We start from the raw sequence: 19,004 nt of genomic DNA on the forward strand, positions 1-19,004 counted from the left end.
AAGAAACGTAAAGCACGTAGATTCTTATATTTTCAAAAAAGCTCTCTCTGTCCACAACCGGACAGAAAGAGCTTTTTAGTGTGCTATGTTCATTCGCCGGGGGCTTTACTCATAAACGCGCTTGGCCGGTCCAGCTCATACAGCTTGCGGTAGCGCGGTTCCCTGTCCATTAGCTCGGCATGGGTGCCGCGCATTTCCACCTGGCCGTTCTCCATAAAAATCACTTCATCCATTCGTTCTGCGCCTACCAGATGATGTGTGACCCAGATCAGCGTCTTGCCTTCCATCGCCTCGAACATGGTGGCCAGGAGCTCGCGCTCCGTGCGCGGGTCAAGGCCTACCGTCGGCTCATCGAGCACAACCACCGGCGTATTCTGCAGCAGAATACGGGCCAGGGCTATCCGCTGGCGTTCGCCGCCGGAGAAGCGCTGCCCGGCCTCGCGTACCGGGGTGTTGTAGCCTTCGGGCAGCGAAGTGATCAGCGTATCCAGCTTCGCCAGGGCTGCCGCCTGCTTGACCGCTTCCTCCGAGGCTTCCGGGTCACCGAGCCTGATGTTGTTCGCCACCGTAGTGTCGAACAGATGCGGGCTCTGGTTCAGCACGGCAATGAGCTGCGGAATCCGCTCACCGTAAGCGGCTGCGTCAACTCCGTTAATCGTTGCCGAGCCGACGGTTGGCGTGATCACGCCCTGCACGACCTTCAGCAGCGTGGATTTGCCGGCTCCGCTGCGGCCGATGACCGCAATCTTCCGGCCCTGCGGAATGTCGAGGGTCAGATTCTGGATTGACCAGTCATCTCCCGCTGCATAGCGGTATCCTGCAGACTTCAGTTCGATATGAGTCTGACCGGATGCCTGAATGGTCTGCACGGCAGCGGCGGCCAAAGCTGCAGCCTCTGCACTCTTGGCTTCTGCCGCTGCATGGGGCACCGCATCCTTCGCCGCTTCCACACCGTTCAAGCGTTCCAGGGAATTGCGGTACTGCGGAATTTTCTCGACGGCCTCGGAGACCGGCAGGAAAGCATCCGCAACAGGGAAAACTACCAGCACGAACGCTGCAATCAGCGTCCCGGCAATTGCGCCATCCGCAAATTGTCCTGCCGCCCAGTAGAGCATCGACAGCACGCCAAGTCCGACAATGGCCTGGCCGATGAACATACGCAGGCGCGACCAGCTGCGCAGCGCCCCGTCGGTGCGGGCGACTTTTGCCTCGTCCGCCTCATAGGTTGCCACGAACTGCGCCTGCCGGCCGCTAATCATCCAGTCGCCCATCCCGAGAACGGCATCGGTCAGCTTCTGGTAGAGCCGGTTGCGCTCCTGCTTCACCTGCCGCTGGCGGCTTTGCGTCAGCAGCAGCGAGATCAGCGGCAGCACGACTACCAGCACCAGCATATATAGCGCCATTAAGAGGGCAAAAACCAAATCGAACGTACCCAGTGATATCACCGCTGCCGCATAAATCAGCAGGGCGATGATACTTGGAAATACAGTACGCAGATATACATTTTGCAGATACTCGATGTCGTCGGCCAGCATCCCGAGAATATCTCCGGTGCGGAAGCGCGAAGACAGGAAGAGCGCCTGCGGCTCCAGAATGTTGTACAGCCGGATACGCATCTTCGAGAGAATCCGCAGAATCGTATCATGGCCAACCAGCCGCTCCACATAGTGAATGACTGCGCGGCTTGTCCCGAAGGTGCGCACGCCGACAATCGGCACATAGATCATTAGAATATTTTCCGGCGGTATGGAGGCTTTGGAGATCAGGAAGCCCGAGGTGTACATCAGGGACGAAGCCGAGAAGATCGTCAGCGCCCCCAGGGCAATGATCAGCAGAAACCGCCAGAAGTAAGCAGAAGCATAGGGAGCAAACCATCCTTCACGTTTCAATGGATTCCCTCCAGTTGACTTTGAATAAGCTCATAATAGGCACCCTTGCGCTTGATCAGCTCGTGGTGCGTACCGGTCTCGGCCACCTGACCCTGTTGCATTACGACGATCAGATCCATGTCGATCATCCAGTGCAGCCGGTGGGTCGCCAGAAATACCAGTTTCCCCTCAAACAGCGGAAGCATCGTTTCCTTAAGCTCATATTCAGTCTCAATATCAAGATGGGCCGTCGGCTCATCCAGCAGCATCACCGGACGACTGCTCAGCAGTGCCCGGGCCAGCGCAACACGCTGTTCCTGTCCGCCGCTGAGTGAGCGTCCGCCGCCGCCAATCATTTCATCGAGTCCGTTCGGAAGGGCGGAGACCAGCTTCGATAAACCGGCCGCCTCCACTACCGCAGCAACGTCTTCCATAGATGCCTCCGGATAATAGAACCGTACATTATCGGCCAGCGTTCCGCTGAAAATATACGGCTGCTGCGGAATATACGCAGTCTGTCTGCGCCATTCCTCATCGGTCAGCGCACTGACCCGGTTCCCGTTAATGACGATGCTGCCGGAGGTAGGGTGCAGGAAGCCGCCCAGAATATCGACCAGCGTCGATTTGCCGGCCCCGCTCTCTCCAATAATCCCAATCTTCACGGCGCCTGTCACTTCCAGGCTCACTTCTGCCAGCGAAGATATGCCGTCCGCTTCATATTGGACACCTACCTGCTCAAGCTTCAGCACACTGTCCGTCTTCCAGCTGAACGCCCCTGACTGAAGCGGCTGATCAGCCTTATTACCGTCAGCCTCAAGGGCCACGGCCTTGACGGTTTCCCGGTCGATGATATCCTTCATTGCTTCTCCGGCTTCTTTGCCGTCCAGGGTTGCATGGAAGTCAGCGCCAACCAGCCGGACCGGCAGGAAATATTCAGGCGCCAGAATCAGAATCGTCAGACCGGTGACCAGGGTCATCTCCTCATTAACCAGCCGCAGGCCGAGGCTTACGGCGACGGACGCAACAGACAGCATCGTGAAGAAGTCCATTGCGAAGGAAGACAGAAAAGCTACGCGCAGCGTACGCATCGTAGCCGAGCGGTATCGGTCGCTGACAGCAGCAATACTCTCGCTATGACTGCGGCTGCGTCCGAGAAACTTCAGCGTCTCCAGCCCCCGCAGCGAATCCACAAAGTGGTTGGAGAGCGTCCGGTACGATTTCAGCTGGCGGTCCATCTGCTTGCGGGCCGTCATCCCGATCAGAATCATAAAGACAATGATGATCGGCATCGTTAAGGTCAGAATGACCCCGCTTGATGTATCCAGCGTATAGATATACACGAGCAGCAGCCACGGCGTAACGCCCATGCCCACCATCCGCGGAATGATCAGTTCAAGGTACGTACGGAACTTGGTTACACCTTCAAGTACAATGGTAACCAGTGTCCCCGTTCCCCGGTCACCTGCCAGCCTTGGCCCCAGCTCGAACAGCTTGTCCATCATTTGTCTCCGCATACTGCTGCCGGTATTCTCCGCAAAACGGTAAGAAACCCGGCTCATCAGCATTGCGCAGGCATGGCGCACAAGAAACGCAAGAAGGAACAAGAGCATAGTCGCCCCTTGTTCCTTCAGCGGTTCTCCCGCAAACAGCGCAGAGACTACCTCTGCCAGCGATTTCGCCAGCAGCAGTATGGACAGGCTTTGCACCAGGGTAAGGAAGCCTACGATCAGAAAGACCGGCTTAACTCCTTTGTACCCAAGCAAATTTTTATCCATTAGTATTCAAGATGCTCCTTCTCGTGAACCCGTTTGTGGAAGATGAAATAACTCCAGATCTGATAGCCGAGCACGAACGGCAGCAGTGACAGCGCCACAATGGTCATAACCTTCAGTGAATAATGTCCGGATGCAGCATTCGTAATCGTCAAGTTGAACGCCGAATCAATCGAGCTGATCATGACCCGCGGGAACAATCCGACGAAGACCGAAAGAACCGACAGAGCCATTACCGCTCCCGTCATGCCGAACGCCCATCCGTCTTTCTTAATGCTCATGAAATAACCGGACAGTACATAAGCGGCAATCCCCAGAACTACCAGCACCATCAGCAGGGCTCCGCGTTGTTCAAATACATCTGTCATGAAGTAAGTCATGATTACAAAAGCAAGGAGCAATGCGGCCAGCGGAAGCAGCAGCTTCTGGGCCAGCTTGCGTGCCCGTACCTGCAGATCGCCAACGGTGCGCAGCGTAGTGAACATGAGCCCATGGACCAGGCAGAGCATGACTACCGTGAGTCCGGCTACTACTGTATAACCATTTACGATATCGAAGAATCCGGCATACATCTGCATATCCCCGTCAATCGGCAGCCCTTTGATGAAGCTGGCGAATACAACGGCAAGCAGGAAAGGCGGCAGGAAGCTTCCGAAGAAAATGCAGGCGTCCCAGGTTCTTTTCCAGGCCAGCGAATCACGTTTGCCTCTGAATTCAAAGGCAACACCGCGGGCAATTAGCGCCAGCAAGGCGAAGACGAACGGAATATAGAATCCGCTGAACAGCGTGGCATACCAGTTCGGGAAGGCGGCGAACATTGCCCCTGCCCCTGTCAGCAGCCATACCTCGTTGGCATCCCAGAAAGGTCCGATCGAGTTGATCAGCACCCGGCGCTCCGTATCATTCTTGGCCAGGATCTGTGTTTCCATTCCTACACCGAAGTCAAAGCCTTCCAGAAAGAAGAATCCGATAAATAAGACCGCAATCAGCACAAACCATAATTCATTAAGAGAAAGCATGCGTCGTTCCCTCCTTGCTATACGGATCATGTGATTCACCATGATCGTGATCCATGTGATAAGGGCCTTTTTTGATAACTTTCACAAACAAACCGATCAATACAATACCCAATATTGCATAAATGGCGTTAAAAGTAATTACTGAGAACAGGATCGAACCCGCCGAAACGTTAGGTGATACACTGTCTTCTGTCGTCATTAGGCCAAATACAGTCCAAGGCTGACGTCCGATTTCGGTCATAATCCAGCCCGCAGTATTAGCGATTGGCGGAAGCAACAGCCCCCAGAACATGAACCGCATAAACCAGGTATTCGGACGTTCCATCTTTTTACGCCACATCAGATACATCGCATACAGGCCGAGTACGACCATGAGCGAGCCTGCAACAACCATGATCCGGAAGCTCCAGAACGTAGTGCGCACAGGCGGGATATAATTCCCGGGACCATACTGTTGTTCATATTCAGCCTGCAGGGTATTCATCCCTTTGACGCTGCCTGAGAATTCACTATAGGAGAGGAAACTCAGCAGGTAAGGAATCTTGATTTCCCCGGAATTGACTTTATTTACAGGATCGATAAAAGCAGTGACCGTCCATGCCCCCGGGTCTCCACTGTCTTCCCAGAGTCCTTCAGAAGCGGCCATTTTCATCGGCTGTGTTTCGACCAGGTACTGTGCCTGAGCATGTCCGGCAACGGCCACACCCACCGAAGAGACGATACCGACAATCGCCGCAATTTCAAACGATCTTCTGAAGAAAGGCACATCCTGCTTCTTCAGCATTTTATATGCACTGATACCGGTCACCAGGAACGCGCCCGTTGCATAGGCGGCGAGCAGGGTATGCGGTAATTCAACCAGCAATTGTCCATTTGTAATCAGCGCCAGGAAATCATTCATCTCAGCCCGGCCATTATTCATTGCAAAGCCGACAGGGTGCTGCATAAAAGAGTTCGCTGTGAGAATCCAGAACGCCGACAGGGTAGTTCCCAGTGCAACCATCCAGATCGCCAGCAGGTGAATCTTCTTGGAAACCTTGTCCCAGCCAAAAATCCATAATCCGATAAACGTGGATTCCAGGAAGAAGGCGAGCAGCGCTTCAATCGCCAGCGGTGCTCCGAACACATCACCTACAAAGCGTGAATAGTCAGACCAGTTCATTCCGAACTGGAACTCCTGCAGAATTCCTGTTACTACACCCACTGCGAAGTTAATTAGGAAAAGCTTCCCCCAGAACTGCGCCATTCTTTTGTACTCTTCATTGCCTTTTCTGACGTACATCGTTTCCATAATCGCAATCAGCAGTGCCAGACCAATCGACACCGGTACAAAGAAATAATGAAAGATCGTCGTCGACGCAAATTGTATACGCGACAGCATTACTGTATCCATATTTCTCCCCTTCCTTCTCCCCATTCATTACATCTATTCTGTCAAAAATTTAAGGATCACAGTGTGACAATAATCACATTATACACCCCGTTTGGCGCTAAAATTCAATAAATTTGTGACAAATATCACAATATTATACCCAGAAAGCAAAAAAAATAAGACGGTTTCACCGTCTTGGATTTGTTCATCGCTCTATATTAAGCTTGACTCATAAAGGCATTGGTCAGGTAATGGAAATACCCTTCTTCAATGATTTAAGATCGCCATTGGAATTAAGCAGTTGCGACAGCATCTTCATGCTGCGGACCATTGGGGCATGACAGAGACGGCAAGAAGGCGCATGTTCAAATGCGAAATTGTCCCTCATCCATCCATTGCAACCATCATTGGTACAAGCCCAAATTGCGGTATTTTCTTCCGGTACTTCCTCCATAGGCTTTTTCCGGTAGTTCATTGCCGTTCCTCCCTTCCTTTATGTCACATGCCTGAGAAACAAGTAAAAAAGCATCTAACGATGCTCTTACAGGGTGCTGACAAATCCTTCGTTAGCGTTATTCTTCTGCTAAGATCAGGCTGTATTTGCGATGGTGAAGTTCGGTCTGATCTTTATAAAAAAAGACCGTCCCAACTTACAAAAGCGGGGACGGTGCTTCTATTATTACAGTTTTACAACGTTTTCGGCTTGTGGTCCACGGTTGCCTTGAACAACGTTGAATTCAACGCGTTGGCCTTCGTCCAAAGTTTTGAATCCTTCGCCAGTGATAGCGGAGAAGTGTACGAATACGTCGCTTCCGCCTTCAACTTCGATGAATCCGAATCCTTTTTCTGCGTTGAACCATTTAACTGTACCTGTTTGCATGTGTGTTACCTCCACAAATTTAAATTAATATGTTCTTTTTATCTTCAAACAAAGAAAAAATTCACACATTGAAAAAGGTTGTTACTCCAAATGACAGCCCTTTTCAATGTGAAAATTAGGTATCAATTGTATGATTATTCTCATGTTACCACACCCGCGGAACAAAGGCAAGCTGGCTTATCCGAAATTCTCCGTTTTTTCCCTTATAAGGAGTACTTTCCAATGTAAGGGCTGCCAGTCTACATATAAAGGAAAATTCCGCCTTGTATTATCCATTACCCAGTTCAATTTAGGCTGAAACGGTGCCGTCCCAAAAAATTATCAGGACGGCCAAGCCGCTTCCTTTTTCATGACTGCCTCTTCATTATATGCAGCTGATCCAGCTTTTATTCCTCCGGTTTCTCCAGAAGTTTCACCGTAACCTGATTCACTTCACCATTCCGGTAATAGGTGATTTTCAGCTCGTCACCGATCTTGGTCTGCTCATAAAGATATTTACGCAGCGAAAGAGTCGATGTAATCGGCTGATCATTAAACTTCGTAATCACATCGTTGAACTGAAGGCCTGCAGCCTGTGCCGGTCCCACAGCATCGAGTACGACTACGCCGTCTTTTACAGATGTCGGAAGATTCAGTTCCTTAACCTGATCCTCTGCAAGCGGTACATAGGGATTATTGAGATCTACCGAATAGACGCCCAAGTAAGAACGGGATATTTTGCCGTTAGCCGCCAGCTCATCAGCCGTCTCCATCACATGGTTAGCCGGAATGGCAAATCCGAGTCCTTCCACGCCGGTATCAGAGATTTTCATCGTATTGATCCCGATCACCTTGCCGTCCAGATCAACAAGAGCGCCGCCGCTGTTGCCTTCGTTAATCGCTGCATCCGTCTGGATTACTTCCTGTTCCCAATCATAGACGCCGTCCTGATTCAGCGATACCGGAATCGTCCGCTCCGTGTAGCTCACAATGCCCGAAGTCAGGGTGTCGCCAAGACCAAGCGGATTGCCAATCGCAATAACCGTCTCGCCGAGCCGCAGCTTGGAGGAATCACCGATCTGGGCTACGGTCGTAATACCCTTGGCATCCATGGACAGCACAGCAATATCCGTCACCTTGTCTGCTCCGACCAGAGTAGCTTTGTGAGTCACACCGTCCACCGTCACCACTTCCAGCTTGCCCGTACCTTCAATAACATGATTATTGGTAATGATAAAGGCCTTATCATCGTCTTTCTTATAGATAACTCCCGAACCGAGTGCAGACTCATCGAGAATATTGAGTTCCTTATTATCTTCCTTATGGTTAATGATGCTTACAACCGCAGGGCGTACCAGTGCCGCAGCCTGAATAATCCGGTCATACGGATCTCCGCTGCTTGCGGTTACCTTCTGGCCCACATCCAGTGTCTGAGCTCCGCTCTCTTCTGTCAGCTGACCTGTAACAAGACTGAATAATAGAACCGCAACAACCGCACTGACGACAGAGCTGATAACGGATACCTGCCAAGTTGCCAGGCTTCGCCGGGTTTTGTGCACCGTCCATTTCCGGCTGGTGAACACCTTGGAATTCTCCTGCTCTCTACTTTTGCGGCGTGACACTTTGGTTGAATAGAAATCATCATCGAACAATCCCACCGGTACATCCTCTCCCCTCTATTGCTAACTGCATTCAAGACCTGAACGCCAAGCAACCACGCCCGAGCTTATTGCTGTATCTCTTAGACTCCAGGAAGTGCTAAAAGATTTCACTTTATTCATTCACCACAATAGTGTGAGTTGTAAGCGCAAGGGGTCTTTGATTCTTGCAACATATCAGAATAATAAGCAAGTCTCAGGAATATTTTGCAACTTAAAAGACTACAATAATAGAAGTGCTGCTCACGACAAACGCTTAATCCGTTCAATATAATTGTATCACACGCCGGGGCACCGCCCACGATTTTTCTGCTGCAAAATACATGCAAATTTTTAACAGGTGAAGCGTTAGTTACAGCCGAAAAGGAGGAAATGGCATGGAATCTTTTTCTACCAGTATGGACCTTGTACAATTTATAGGCAAACTTGGTGATTTAAAGGACGAACACTATCATCTGATTCTGGTCCAGAGCGCCCTGATTGAACTGCTGATCGATAAGGGCATTATCTCACGCCAGGAGCTGGACCATAAAATAACGGAAGTAGACCGCCTTATGACTGGCTCACCTTATCCCATGGCGTAGGCTGGTCATAATAAGTATCGCACAATTTGAACTCACTATCTTTGTAGAAGCATCCCCGATCCTCCATCGCTCCGCGCACCGACATTTTGGCCAGGTCCATCATATTATGATCCCGGCTTAAGTGTGCCAGATAGGTCCGTTTGGTCCGTCCGGTAAGAATCTCGCTAAGTGCTGCTCCGGCTGCCTCATTCGAGAGATGGCCCATATCGCCAAGAATCCGCCGCTTCGTGTTCCACGGGTAACGCCCCATTCTCAGCATCTCAATATCATGATTGGCCTCCAGCACAAGAACATCCGCGCCTTCAAGCGCCACCCTTACTTTATCACTCACATAGCCAAGATCCGTCGCTACGCACAGCTTTTCCTTACCGTCATAAAAGTTATAGCCTACCGGTTCAGCCGCATCATGGGAAATCGCAAAGGATTCCACTCTCAGACTGCCGAAGTCCCGGTACCCGCCGGTCTCCATAATGATCCGGTTATGCTCGGGAATCGTGCCAATCCCTCTCTCTATCGCTCCCCACGTATTGGTGTTGGCGTAGATCGGAAGATCATATTTACGCGCCATGGCCCCGAGCCCCTTAATGTGGTCGGAATGCTCATGTGTAACCAGAATGCCGTCTATATCCTTACCTGTCAGCTCGCGCATAGCCAGCAGTTCATCGATCCGCTTGGCACTCAGACCGGCGTCAATCATCAGCGTTGTTTCCCCGTTTCGCACCACTGTCACATTACCGGTAGAACCGCTGGACAGCACTGTAAATGAAATCCCCATCTCTCCTGCTCCTTCTACTCTGTTGTCTTCGGACTGATAATGTCCGCACTTATGGCATCCACGTAATAAGCGTTGCCGTTCTCCAGCATAAACCGCCACATCGGCGAAGCTACCTGACTCTCGGAGTTGAACAATTCCCCGTAATAGCCGAGTTCAATCTCCTTCACTACCGAGTCTGCCGGAAAATACTTTTCAATCAGACTGCTGAGTGCCTGGGATGCCGGAAGCACCTTCTGCACATCCTTGTCTTCGCTGCTGCTGGCTCCAATCTCAATCTTCGGCCAGCGATAGGCTACGATCTTCTGATTGTTGTTAATCAGCTCCAGCCTTACTTGAAACAAGGAGTATTTGTTATCCACCAGCGGATGAAGCACGAACTTGCCGACCTCACTCTCCTGGGCATCAAAACGGTAATTGGCGATGTCCGTAATCTGTCCCTGAAGCTCATTGCTGAGTTCAGTGAACGAGGAATACATCAGCCCGCTGTCAATCGGCTCCTTCAGCGGAGCCGGCGGATCATTCTGCTCTTCTCCGGAGTAAATGTAGGTAATATCCGGCAGCTGAGGGGTAGCCGCTGGAATCGGGCACAGTACACGAATTCCCTTCTGCTCCATAACCGCCTGCGTTTCTGCCGAGAGGGAAGTAAAGTCCAGGTTGGCACTGGCCTGATCCCGCAAATCCATCCACAGCTGATAACACAGCAGCAGATTCAGTACCAGAAAAGCGTATATCAGCACATTTTTGGCTTTTCCCCAGTCCATACTTTCCCTCCTACAAGTTAATTTACTAACCGGCAAACCCTAATTCAATGTAAGCACACTTCCGTCCTCGAGTGTCACCCGCCAGACCGGCACCAGCCGCAGTGTTTCCCTTTGCTCTACAGGGATATAGGCTGGAATCAGATCCTTCACAGGTGAGCTTGAGCTGATGCGTGCCAGCTTAACCTTGAGTTCTTCTCCTCCGGGGAGCTCCACAAGCGTCTTTACCGCCTTATCTTCCTCCGTATACATCAGCGAACGCTCATAAGACGATACAGTTCCCTGCTGCAGCTCCAAATTGATGACACCATACTGCAGCTGCGGTTTGCTCAGGATCGGATAGGAGCCGTAATACTGCTGAAAAGAGACTTTGCGTTCCTGTTTATCTTCCTCCGTCGATGCCAGGCGATAGGTTCCGTTCCATCCCCCGTGCTGATTAACAAAATCGACCGCTTCCAGCGCATCCTTTGCAGGCGTACTGTCTCCGGCAGGCAGCGCCGCAGGATCACTATAGCTCATCCAGTTCTGCTCCTGGTCAACCTGAAGGCTGCGCTTGCTGTCCGTATAGATTTTGGAGCCGTCCTTCTCCGGAATATACCTTGTACTTCCTGCATCGAAGAACAGGTTGCTCTGCATTTGTTCTATGGTATACATCCCGGATGGCAGCTCCGCCTCAACCAGAGGAAGCTTCTGCTCAGGCACATAATAATCTCCGTTCACTGCCGTATAAGGCATCCAATTCGTCCCGAAATCGACATGCTGCTGCACGTCCTGGACGGTGAGATCGGCTTTTGCCGCTTCATAAACGATGTCACCTCTGGTGCTAAAAAACACTGCATGTGCCTTCGAGTCATTTTTCACATTGTAAATCCAAATCCGGTCAATGCTCTCCCCCTCAAAGAGCGAATCAGGAGACAGCTGCATGACCCGCTGCAGCAGCGTCACCGGTATGCCCGCACCGAAGGACAGCTCAATGCCGGGGTTCTCCTTCCGGATCTTGTCCCAGTCGAAATCCTGCACCGGGCGCCGCTGGAAGCTCTCAAAGCCGCGTCCTTTGAGGCGGCCTAGAATCAGATCATAAAAAGTAGAGTCAGGGTAGAACAATGTATGCTTGTCCCCGCCCATATGAATAATCATTCTATCCGGATAGAGCAGATTCTCAACCTTTTCTTCCGGGCCCATATTGTCTGTCTTGACATACAGGTTCTCTGACATTACCGCTGAGTCACTGCCTGGAAGCCGGTATATCAGATAATAGCTTTCCACCAGACTGCCCGCTACCAATAAGGCCAGAACCCAGGTTTTTATTCTTTCTTTCATCCCTCACTCCCCCTTTGCTGATGCAGAGGCAGCGTAAATGTGACGAGTGAGCCTTCGTTAAGCTCTGATTGCAGTGAAATCGAACCGCCATGCGCTTTGACAATTTCCCGGGCAATGGACAATCCAAGTCCGGTGCCGCCCATATTCCGCGAACGGGCCTTATCCACCCGGTAAAAGCGTTCAAAGATCCGTTCAATATCCTTCTTAGGAATCCCGATTCCGGAGTCCCGTACGGAAATAGCCAGCATGCCGTCCTCGCTCTTCACTGCCTGCAGGCTGATCGTCCCGCCCTCCGGCGTGTATTTCAGCGCATTGGAGACCAGATTGCCAAGCACCTGATCAATCTGATCACGGTCCAGCCAGGCGGAAGCGACATCCTTATGGACAACCGTGCTGATATGAATCCGCTTCTGGCGGATCTGGAAAGAGAACCGGTCAGCGACATCCTCCAGCATCTCGGAGATATCCGTCTGCTGAATACGCAGGCTGGATTCCTTGGAATCCAGCCGCGAGAGATGCAGCAGGTCGGTTACGAGGCGGATCATCCGCTCGGTCTCATTACGGATAACCCCGACGAAGCGTACAGCAAGCTGCGGATCATCGAGTGCTCCGTCATCAAGGGCTTCGACATAGCTCTTGATTGTCGTCAGCGGGGTCCGCAGCTCATGCGAGACGTTGGCCACGAATTCGCGCCGCGATTCCTCGAGATTCTCCTGCTCGGTGACATCCTGCAGCACGGCAATCGTACCGGCGATTCCGCCGCCTTCACGGCGGTGGATCGGAGTAAAGGTAACCCTCACGATATTGGGATCCCCTCCGCCCATCGGAGAGAGGTGAATCATTGCCGATTGGGCATTACCCTCCGCCAGCGATCCCGACTGCTCATGATTCAGGCCGAGAAGCTCATCGAGCGGCGCACCTTCCGGCAGAGGGCCTTCCGAGCCCAGCATGTGCGCGGCGCGGGTATTCATCAGAATGACCACCCCGCTCTCGTCGGTCGCTACAACTCCATCACTCATATTCGTCAGGATCGAAGCAAGCTTCTCCTTCTCCTCTTCGTTCTGAGACAGAGCTTCACGAAGCCTGCCTGTCATATAATTAAACGCCTGGCTAAGCTGCCCGATTTCATCATTGCCGAACTCCGGCATTTTTCGGTTAAACCGGCCTTCGGCAAGCGCGGTGGCATGCCGGGTCATCTCTTTAATCGGATGAGTAATCGTATGGGCGAGAATCACGCACAATACGGCAGTAAGCGCCAGTGCCAGGAGCAGTCCTGAGAGGAACACGCTGTTAATCCGGCTCATGGTAGCGTATAAATCCTTCATATCAGCGGCAATATAGATAGCCCCTACCACTTTATCGCCGGAAAGGACCGGCTTGGCTACGACCTTCTTCCGCACATTATCATCGGCAATAATATATTCTTCATTGTCACTGATGCCCTGCAGCGCCCGGCTGACCACAGTCTGGGTATTGCGCTGTCCGACATAATCATTCTGGGAGGGGACAGAAGTGGTAATGATCTTGCCGCTTGCATCAAGTACCTGGATCTCTGCACCGTTGATATACAGATTGTTGACCATGCCGCGCAGGCTCTCTACTGCCGTTTCTTCATCTGCGGTTCCGGCTTCGCTGCCGAGCTTGTCTGCAGTCAGGATGGAGAGCATCTCCGCCCGGGCCTTCAGATCCTTGGTGAAATTCTCAGTCAGTGAATTCTTCATCGAACTGACAAAATAAACCCCGATCAGCTGCATCGCCACTAGAATCAGCAGGACATAAATAATGGTCAGCCTGGCCTGAATCGTCCGGAAAAAGGACAGCCCTTTTTTCATCACAGGCCTCCGCTTTTGGGGCTATGCATCAAATAACCGAGTCCCCGCCGGGTGAAGATATATTCCGGTTTACTGGGATTCTCCTCAATTTTTTCTCTCAGACGGCGGATGGTTACGTCCACGGTCCGCACATCGCCGAAGTATTCAAAGCCCCATACGGCCTGCAGCAGGTGCTCCCGTGTCATTACTTTGCCGGCATGGCGGATCATATAGTAGAGCAGCTCATATTCACGGTGTGTCAGGTCCAGTGCTTCGCCGTCTTTATAGACCATATACATATCGGTATCGACGAACAGGCCGAAATGATGCACGCCCTGTTTACTCTCTGCCATTTCGCTTAGCGATCCGGGCGGAGTCGGCTTATGCTGGCGCCGCATCTGGGCCTTGACTCTGGCCAGCAGCTCACGTGTACTGAAGGGCTTGGTCACATAATCATCAGCGCCAAGCTCAAGGCCAAGGACCTTGTCAATCTCCCCGTCTTTTGCTGTGAGCATAATGATGGGGATATCCAGATGGGCTGAGCGCACCTCGCGGCAGACATCCATTCCGTCCTTGCCGGGAAGCATGAGGTCAAGCAGCATCAGATCGGGGCGAATAGATAGCGCAAGCTCCACCGCACTGTTGCCGTCAAAGGCGCAGATTACCTCATAGCCTTCTTTTTCTAAATTGAATTTTAAAATATCAGCAATAGGCTGTTCATCGTCTACTACCAGAATCGTTCCCATCTGCATATGCTCAGCTTCACCTTTCTCACCATACTTATCATTGATTCTTTTATTTTAACATACCTGTCCTATAGAACGTGAACTTAAGAATGTTCCATTAAAACTTCGTGCTTAAGTTCATCTTATATAGCGTCACATCCTACCTCCAGTCAAACTTAAAGCCGCCCGGAAAACTCCGGACGGCTGAGGGTAAGTTATGAATTATTTCAAGTATTTCAGCGGATTGACCGCCGTACCGTTCTTACGGATTTCAAAATGAAGATGAGTACCGGTCGAACGCCCCGTGTTGCCCATAATGCCAATCTTGCCGCCTTGCTCAAGCCGTTGTCCAACCGATACAGAAATACTGCTCAAGTGGCCGTAATACGTCACATACCCATTTTTGTGATCGACGATAACAACATTGCCATACCCGCTCTGCACTCCGGCGAAAGTAACGGTTCCTGCGTCGGCCGCTTTAATCGTGCGGTTGCCCGATACAAGGTCGACGCCTTTATGAACACGTCCCCACCGTTCGCCGAAGCTGCTGGATAATGCTGCGCCGCTGACCGGCCAGGCGAACATGCCTGTTCCTTCACCGACAACCTTCGTTCCCCGGTAGACTACTTCAGGCAGTGATTCCTTCACTACGGTCTGACCAAGCCACTCTTCCTTGACGACCAGGCCGTTTTCCTTCGTCAGCCGGTACTGCATTTCCTTCAGCCCGGTCTGGCCCGGGCGCACTACCTTGCTCTTGCCTGCTGGCAGCTGATCGCTGGTACGGACAATAACCTCAGGTTCTGTGACCACCTGTTCGGACACCTGTTCTACCGTAACTACCGTAAGCTCAGGCTGCGGAACCGTTAGTTGCAGCTCATCCCCGATCTGCAGGGTGAGCTCCTTCACCGCAGGATTGTTATGAAAAATCTCATCCTGCGTAATACTGAACCGTTTAGCAATTCCGGAGATCGTATCGCCTTCCTGTACGGTATAGACAACCGGTTCATCTTTGCCTTCGGTCAGTGCCTTGACCGCTTCCTCCACGTTCATGACTTTGTTGGGGTCAGCCTTTACCGGAACAATGCTCACTTCTTCCTCAATAGAGGCTGATTCGATCTTATCCCCACCGGCCGATGTAGCTAGAGTCTTGCTGCTGGCAGCCGACATCTTTTTCAGCTGGGCACCAGCCGCTGCCGCTACGGCCGGAACATAATGCTCCTTGACACCCTGCAGCACTGCATTGGCTGTCTCCTGATCCTTGACGATCCCGACAGATTTGCCATCGACAGTCAATTGTACGCCAACCGCGTATGCCTTGAGCATGCCATCCAGCTTGTCCAAGGTACCTTCACTATCAATTTCCGGTTTATACGCCTGCTCCTGCTCGGTAGTAATACCGCTTGTCTGCAGTACCATAACTGAATCCGGATACTTCGTCTGATATTCCTGCCGCTTCTCTTCGAACAGCCGGTCAAGTTCAGACTCCTCACCGATCTTGCCGATTTCTTCGCCCTTCACCAGTACCTTGTAATAGGTTACCGTGTTTGCGGCCACATATTTCTTCTCTGCCCCGACTAAAAAGGCAGACAACAGCACCAGACCGGCAGAAGCCGCAATCCAGGAGCGCCGCATTCTCCGCGGTTTAGGTTCCTGATGAAAGACATTGGCTTCGCTGGGAGCATGAATGCCCTGTTGAATCTCTGCGCTGAATTCCGCGGGTGTCTGTTCACTGCTCCGCAGCTTCCCCATCCGGCGCATGAATTTAAATCCCTTCATCAAACTCTCCCTTTCAATTGCCCGTTCAGTCCGCTATGCGAGCGGACAAGCTTGTTTTACGACCCCTTATATATATTCTGCTGCATCTATTTGTCTATTTGCGTTAGTGTGAATGATCATGTTGTCCTGAACTAAGAAGATACGGTTCTAAAGCCCTTAGCCAACCGGACAATATCCCCTCATCTAGCGAAAAATATAAGTATAAATCATGCCGTGAAACCTATGTTTTTCAGCCGTTTAAAAGGTTACAAAAAATTAACCCCTTCTAGTCCTTTTTTACTGTACCATAGCCGGGAGAAAAATTTCAACTTAGTTGTCATGGCAAAACCCGCGAAAATCGCGGGTTTTTATCCAAAATATGACGTTTAAACATTATAATTGTGTCAATAAAGTGACGCTTTTTTTAATTCTGTACATTCTCATCTGCTCCAGGTGTAAGCATTTTCATCAGCATCTCATATTCATCCTGATTCACGTATTTGGCAATGACTTCCTGTATTTCCTTCACTTCACTTTCTGTTAATCCGTCCTCCATCGCTGTAGAGATCTTTTGCATCTCCTCCTGTGGAAGCTTGGTCATCAGAATATTGAAAATGTTGGCCTTCTCCTCAGCCGGCAGGCTGTCCTTCAGCTCGCTCATCGCATCCGGTGTCATAACCAGCTGCTGATCCAGGCCTCCGTCACTCTGTTTGTCCGCATCTGCAGCTTCTCCCATAACGGCCAAGGCGTCTTCGGGGACCTTTTCCTCTACAGCCTTGTCACTGTCATTAGCGGGTGTATTGCCGGTTTTCTCCTTGTCCGTCTGGGTTGCAGCAGGAACGGTGTCCTTCAGATCGTCCTTGATATCCGTAGCATCCGCCTTCGCCCCCATTCCCGTCAGACTTTTCACAAAGCCGCCGATTCCCGGTTCCGGTCCATCCAGTTTAATATCAAAGCTTGCCAGAACAGACTGAATGTACGTATTGACTACATATGCGGTGGTCAATACGGACAGCGCGCTGGCCAGCACGACGATCAGGCATACGCCAATTGCACTTTTAACTATTTTCACCATCATCTCTCCTTGCCCTCTGTCTTATCCTATTTCCCGTAAGATCAGTCCTTTAGTGCTGTATTCTTCCAGTATTGACCAGATTAATCAGCGGGAAACCTGCAGCAGGCAAAGAGAGTACCGCCAGGGAATACACTGTGTACAAAAAAAAGGGCCCCATCCGGGACCCTTGTGATTTACAGCTTAGATATAGATAGGCAATACCTGATTCGTCTGCTCACGGTTACGTCCAACAGAGAAGATCGCAATCGGAATGCCTGTAAGCTCTGCTACACGTTCTACATAACGGCGTGTATTGGCCGGCAGATCGTCCAAAGTCTTGGCAGCGGTGATATCCTCATTCCAGCCTGGAAGCTCTTCATAGACCGCTTCACATTCAGCCAGCATTTTGAGACTGGCCGGATAGTGGGTAATTACCTCACCGCGGTATTTGTAGCCTGTGCAGATTTTGACCGTATCCAGGCCGCTGAGCACATCCAGTGAGTTGAGTGACAGGCCGGTAATTCCGCTGACACGGCGGGCATGACGCACAACTACACTGTCAAACCAGCCAACACGGCGGGCGCGTCCGGTTACAGTACCGTATTCATGGCCGGTCTCACGGATGTAATCGCCGGTTGCATCGTTCAGCTCTGTAGGGAACGGGCCATCGCCGACACGGGTTGTGTAAGCTTTGGCAACGCCGATAACCTGTTTGATCTTCGATGGACCCACACCGGAACCGATGCATACACCGCCGGCTGATGGATTCGAGGAAGTTACAAACGGATATGTTCCTTGGTCGATATCCAGCATTACACCTTGTGCACCTTCGAACAACACTCTGGAATCCGCGTCAATTGCATCATTGAGTACAACCGACGTATCGGTTACATAACCGCGGAGCACTTCTGCATATTCCAGATATTTCACCAGGATCTCTTCCACATCAAGCGGCTCTGCACCGTATACCTGTGTGATAACCTGGTTCTTCTCTTCCATTAAGTGACGAAGTCTAAGCTCGAATTCCTCAGCGTCCATCAGATCGGCGATCCGGATACCGTTGCGGGCAGCTTTGTCCATATAAGCAGGGCCGATTCCCTTACGGGTCGTGCCAATTTTGTTCGGGCCTTTACGGTCTTCTTCAAGCGCATCCAGCAGCATATGATAAGGCATAATGACATGGGCACGATCACTGATCACCAGATTTTTAGTGTCGAAGCCGTTCTCATGAATATAATTAATTTCTTGGATCAGGGCTTCGGGATTGATCACCATTCCGTTACCGATTACGCAAGTTTTCTCTTTATAAAATACACCAGATGGAATCAAGCTCAGCTTGAATTTCTTCCCGTCAATCAGAATCGTGTGACCGGCATTGTTACCCCCCTGATACCGGGCGACCACATCTGCGCTCTCCGCCAGAAAATCCGTGATCTTCCCTTTGCCTTCGTCTCCCCATTGTGTTCCCACGACGACTACCGTTGACATGTTCATTCCTCCGTAGGTGCTAGCTTAGCACCATTATTTATAATAATATGGGCTCTGTACAGCGTTCTTATGTACGCAGCCCTCCGGACGCTATGCGGTTTAACCCGCTAAAGCACAATAACCAGTGTAACAGCGGTACTTTTTAAAGTCAAATAAAAACGAACGATCACACAAGGAAATGTGCAA

Annotated in this window: 16 protein-coding genes; 1 reads left to right on the forward strand and 15 read right to left on the reverse strand. The window is 51.1% G+C overall.

Going from position 1 to position 19,004, the window contains the following annotated elements; all coding sequences use genetic code 11:
• Nucleotides 1–89: 89 nt before the first annotated feature.
• The 7 genes from cydC to QU597_RS28530 form a co-directional block, all read right to left on the reverse strand.
• Entirely contained in the window at nucleotides 90–1,889 is a 1,800-nt protein-coding gene (gene cydC, locus QU597_RS28500) for a thiol reductant ABC exporter subunit CydC (protein ID WP_310830833.1), read from the reverse strand.
• Nucleotides 1,886–3,643, reverse strand: coding sequence for a thiol reductant ABC exporter subunit CydD (gene cydD / locus QU597_RS28505; RefSeq protein WP_310830834.1), 1,758 nt, complete (start codon nucleotides 3,641–3,643; stop codon nucleotides 1,886–1,888). Before cydD ends, cydC begins: the two co-directional genes overlap by 4 nt.
• A complete protein-coding gene (gene cydB / locus QU597_RS28510; RefSeq protein ID WP_310830835.1) occupies nucleotides 3,643–4,659 on the reverse strand; it encodes a cytochrome d ubiquinol oxidase subunit II in 1,017 nt (338 codons plus the stop codon). Before cydB ends, cydD begins: the two co-directional genes overlap by 1 nt.
• Nucleotides 4,646–6,052 carry a cytochrome ubiquinol oxidase subunit I gene (locus QU597_RS28515; RefSeq protein ID WP_310830836.1) on the reverse strand — a complete coding sequence of 469 codons (1,407 nt, stop codon included), beginning with the start codon at nucleotides 6,050–6,052 and terminating at the stop codon, nucleotides 4,646–4,648. The genes cydB and QU597_RS28515 overlap by 14 nt, the downstream gene beginning before the upstream one ends.
• 223 nt (nucleotides 6,053–6,275) lie before the next feature.
• Nucleotides 6,276–6,506, reverse strand: coding sequence for a cold-shock protein (locus tag QU597_RS28520; RefSeq protein WP_310830837.1), 231 nt, complete (start codon nucleotides 6,504–6,506; stop codon nucleotides 6,276–6,278).
• A 204-nt stretch (nucleotides 6,507–6,710) separates the two neighbouring features.
• On the reverse strand, nucleotides 6,711–6,911 hold the full coding sequence (locus QU597_RS28525) for a cold-shock protein (protein ID WP_039878010.1): 201 nt from the start codon (nucleotides 6,909–6,911) through the stop codon (nucleotides 6,711–6,713).
• Nucleotides 6,912–7,297: 386 nt separating this feature from the next.
• A complete protein-coding gene (locus QU597_RS28530) occupies nucleotides 7,298–8,548 on the reverse strand; it encodes a S1C family serine protease (protein ID WP_310830838.1) in 1,251 nt (416 codons plus the stop codon).
• A 377-nt stretch (nucleotides 8,549–8,925) separates the two neighbouring features.
• Here QU597_RS28530 and QU597_RS28535 point away from each other — a divergent pair, with 377 nt between their 5' ends.
• Nucleotides 8,926–9,132 carry a hypothetical protein gene (locus QU597_RS28535; protein ID WP_310830839.1) on the forward strand — a complete coding sequence of 69 codons (207 nt, stop codon included), beginning with the start codon at nucleotides 8,926–8,928 and terminating at the stop codon, nucleotides 9,130–9,132.
• On the opposite strand, the gene QU597_RS28540 is transcribed toward QU597_RS28535, so the two are convergent.
• The 8 genes from QU597_RS28540 to QU597_RS28575 form a co-directional block, all read right to left on the reverse strand.
• Entirely contained in the window at nucleotides 9,101–9,907 is an 807-nt protein-coding gene (locus QU597_RS28540; protein WP_310830840.1) for an MBL fold metallo-hydrolase, read from the reverse strand. The genes QU597_RS28535 and QU597_RS28540 overlap by 32 nt on opposite strands.
• A 14-nt stretch (nucleotides 9,908–9,921) precedes the next feature.
• Nucleotides 9,922–10,668: a two-component system regulatory protein YycI gene (gene yycI, locus QU597_RS28545; RefSeq protein WP_310830841.1), complete on the reverse strand. Its 747-nt coding sequence runs from the start codon at nucleotides 10,666–10,668 to the stop codon at nucleotides 9,922–9,924.
• A 39-nt stretch (nucleotides 10,669–10,707) separates the two neighbouring features.
• Nucleotides 10,708–11,985, reverse strand: a complete 1,278-nt coding sequence (locus QU597_RS28550; RefSeq protein WP_310830842.1) for a YycH family regulatory protein — start codon at nucleotides 11,983–11,985, stop codon at nucleotides 10,708–10,710.
• Nucleotides 11,982–13,817 carry a cell wall metabolism sensor histidine kinase WalK gene (gene walK, locus QU597_RS28555; protein WP_206102589.1) on the reverse strand — a complete coding sequence of 612 codons (1,836 nt, stop codon included), beginning with the start codon at nucleotides 13,815–13,817 and terminating at the stop codon, nucleotides 11,982–11,984. Before walK ends, QU597_RS28550 begins: the two co-directional genes overlap by 4 nt.
• Nucleotides 13,817–14,548: a response regulator YycF gene (gene yycF / locus QU597_RS28560; protein WP_054942622.1), complete on the reverse strand. Its 732-nt coding sequence runs from the start codon at nucleotides 14,546–14,548 to the stop codon at nucleotides 13,817–13,819. The genes walK and yycF overlap by 1 nt, the downstream gene beginning before the upstream one ends.
• 195 nt (nucleotides 14,549–14,743) lie before the next feature.
• Nucleotides 14,744–16,297, reverse strand: coding sequence for a peptidoglycan DD-metalloendopeptidase family protein (locus QU597_RS28565; RefSeq protein WP_310830843.1), 1,554 nt, complete (start codon nucleotides 16,295–16,297; stop codon nucleotides 14,744–14,746).
• A 403-nt stretch (nucleotides 16,298–16,700) separates the two neighbouring features.
• Nucleotides 16,701–17,354 carry a hypothetical protein gene (locus QU597_RS28570; protein ID WP_310830844.1) on the reverse strand — a complete coding sequence of 218 codons (654 nt, stop codon included), beginning with the start codon at nucleotides 17,352–17,354 and terminating at the stop codon, nucleotides 16,701–16,703.
• 177 nt (nucleotides 17,355–17,531) lie between these two features.
• Nucleotides 17,532–18,818, reverse strand: coding sequence for an adenylosuccinate synthase (locus QU597_RS28575; protein ID WP_236336811.1), 1,287 nt, complete (start codon nucleotides 18,816–18,818; stop codon nucleotides 17,532–17,534).
• Nucleotides 18,819–19,004: the final 186 nt, after the last annotated feature.

This window comes from Paenibacillus pedocola, from assembly GCF_031599675.1.
GTDB lineage: Bacteria > Bacillota > Bacilli > Paenibacillales > Paenibacillaceae > Paenibacillus_AQ > Paenibacillus_AQ pedocola.

Excerpts from the sequence above, each read along its gene's own strand:
- walK (WP_206102589.1), bottom strand. The coding sequence starts at position 13,817 with ATGAAAAAAGGGCTGTCCTTTTTCCGGACGATTCAGGCCAGGCTGACC.
- QU597_RS28565 (WP_310830843.1), bottom strand. The coding sequence starts at position 16,297 with ATGAAGGGATTTAAATTCATGCGCCGGATGGGGAAGCTGCGGAGCAGT.
- QU597_RS28570 (WP_310830844.1), bottom strand. The coding sequence starts at position 17,354 with ATGATGGTGAAAATAGTTAAAAGTGCAATTGGCGTATGCCTGATCGTC.
- yycF (WP_054942622.1), bottom strand. The coding sequence starts at position 14,548 with ATGCAGATGGGAACGATTCTGGTAGTAGACGATGAACAGCCTATTGCT.
- yycI (WP_310830841.1), bottom strand. The coding sequence starts at position 10,668 with ATGGACTGGGGAAAAGCCAAAAATGTGCTGATATACGCTTTTCTGGTA.
- cydD (WP_310830834.1), bottom strand. The coding sequence starts at position 3,643 with ATGGATAAAAATTTGCTTGGGTACAAAGGAGTTAAGCCGGTCTTTCTG.
- QU597_RS28515 (WP_310830836.1), bottom strand. The coding sequence starts at position 6,052 with ATGGATACAGTAATGCTGTCGCGTATACAATTTGCGTCGACGACGATC.
- cydB (WP_310830835.1), bottom strand. The coding sequence starts at position 4,659 with ATGCTTTCTCTTAATGAATTATGGTTTGTGCTGATTGCGGTCTTATTT.
- QU597_RS28540 (WP_310830840.1), bottom strand. The coding sequence starts at position 9,907 with ATGGGGATTTCATTTACAGTGCTGTCCAGCGGTTCTACCGGTAATGTG.
- QU597_RS28575 (WP_236336811.1), bottom strand. The coding sequence starts at position 18,818 with ATGTCAACGGTAGTCGTCGTGGGAACACAATGGGGAGACGAAGGCAAA.
- QU597_RS28550 (WP_310830842.1), bottom strand. The coding sequence starts at position 11,985 with ATGAAAGAAAGAATAAAAACCTGGGTTCTGGCCTTATTGGTAGCGGGC.
- QU597_RS28520 (WP_310830837.1), bottom strand. The coding sequence starts at position 6,506 with ATGAACTACCGGAAAAAGCCTATGGAGGAAGTACCGGAAGAAAATACC.
- QU597_RS28525 (WP_039878010.1), bottom strand. The coding sequence starts at position 6,911 with ATGCAAACAGGTACAGTTAAATGGTTCAACGCAGAAAAAGGATTCGGA.
- QU597_RS28535 (WP_310830839.1), top strand. The coding sequence starts at position 8,926 with ATGGAATCTTTTTCTACCAGTATGGACCTTGTACAATTTATAGGCAAA.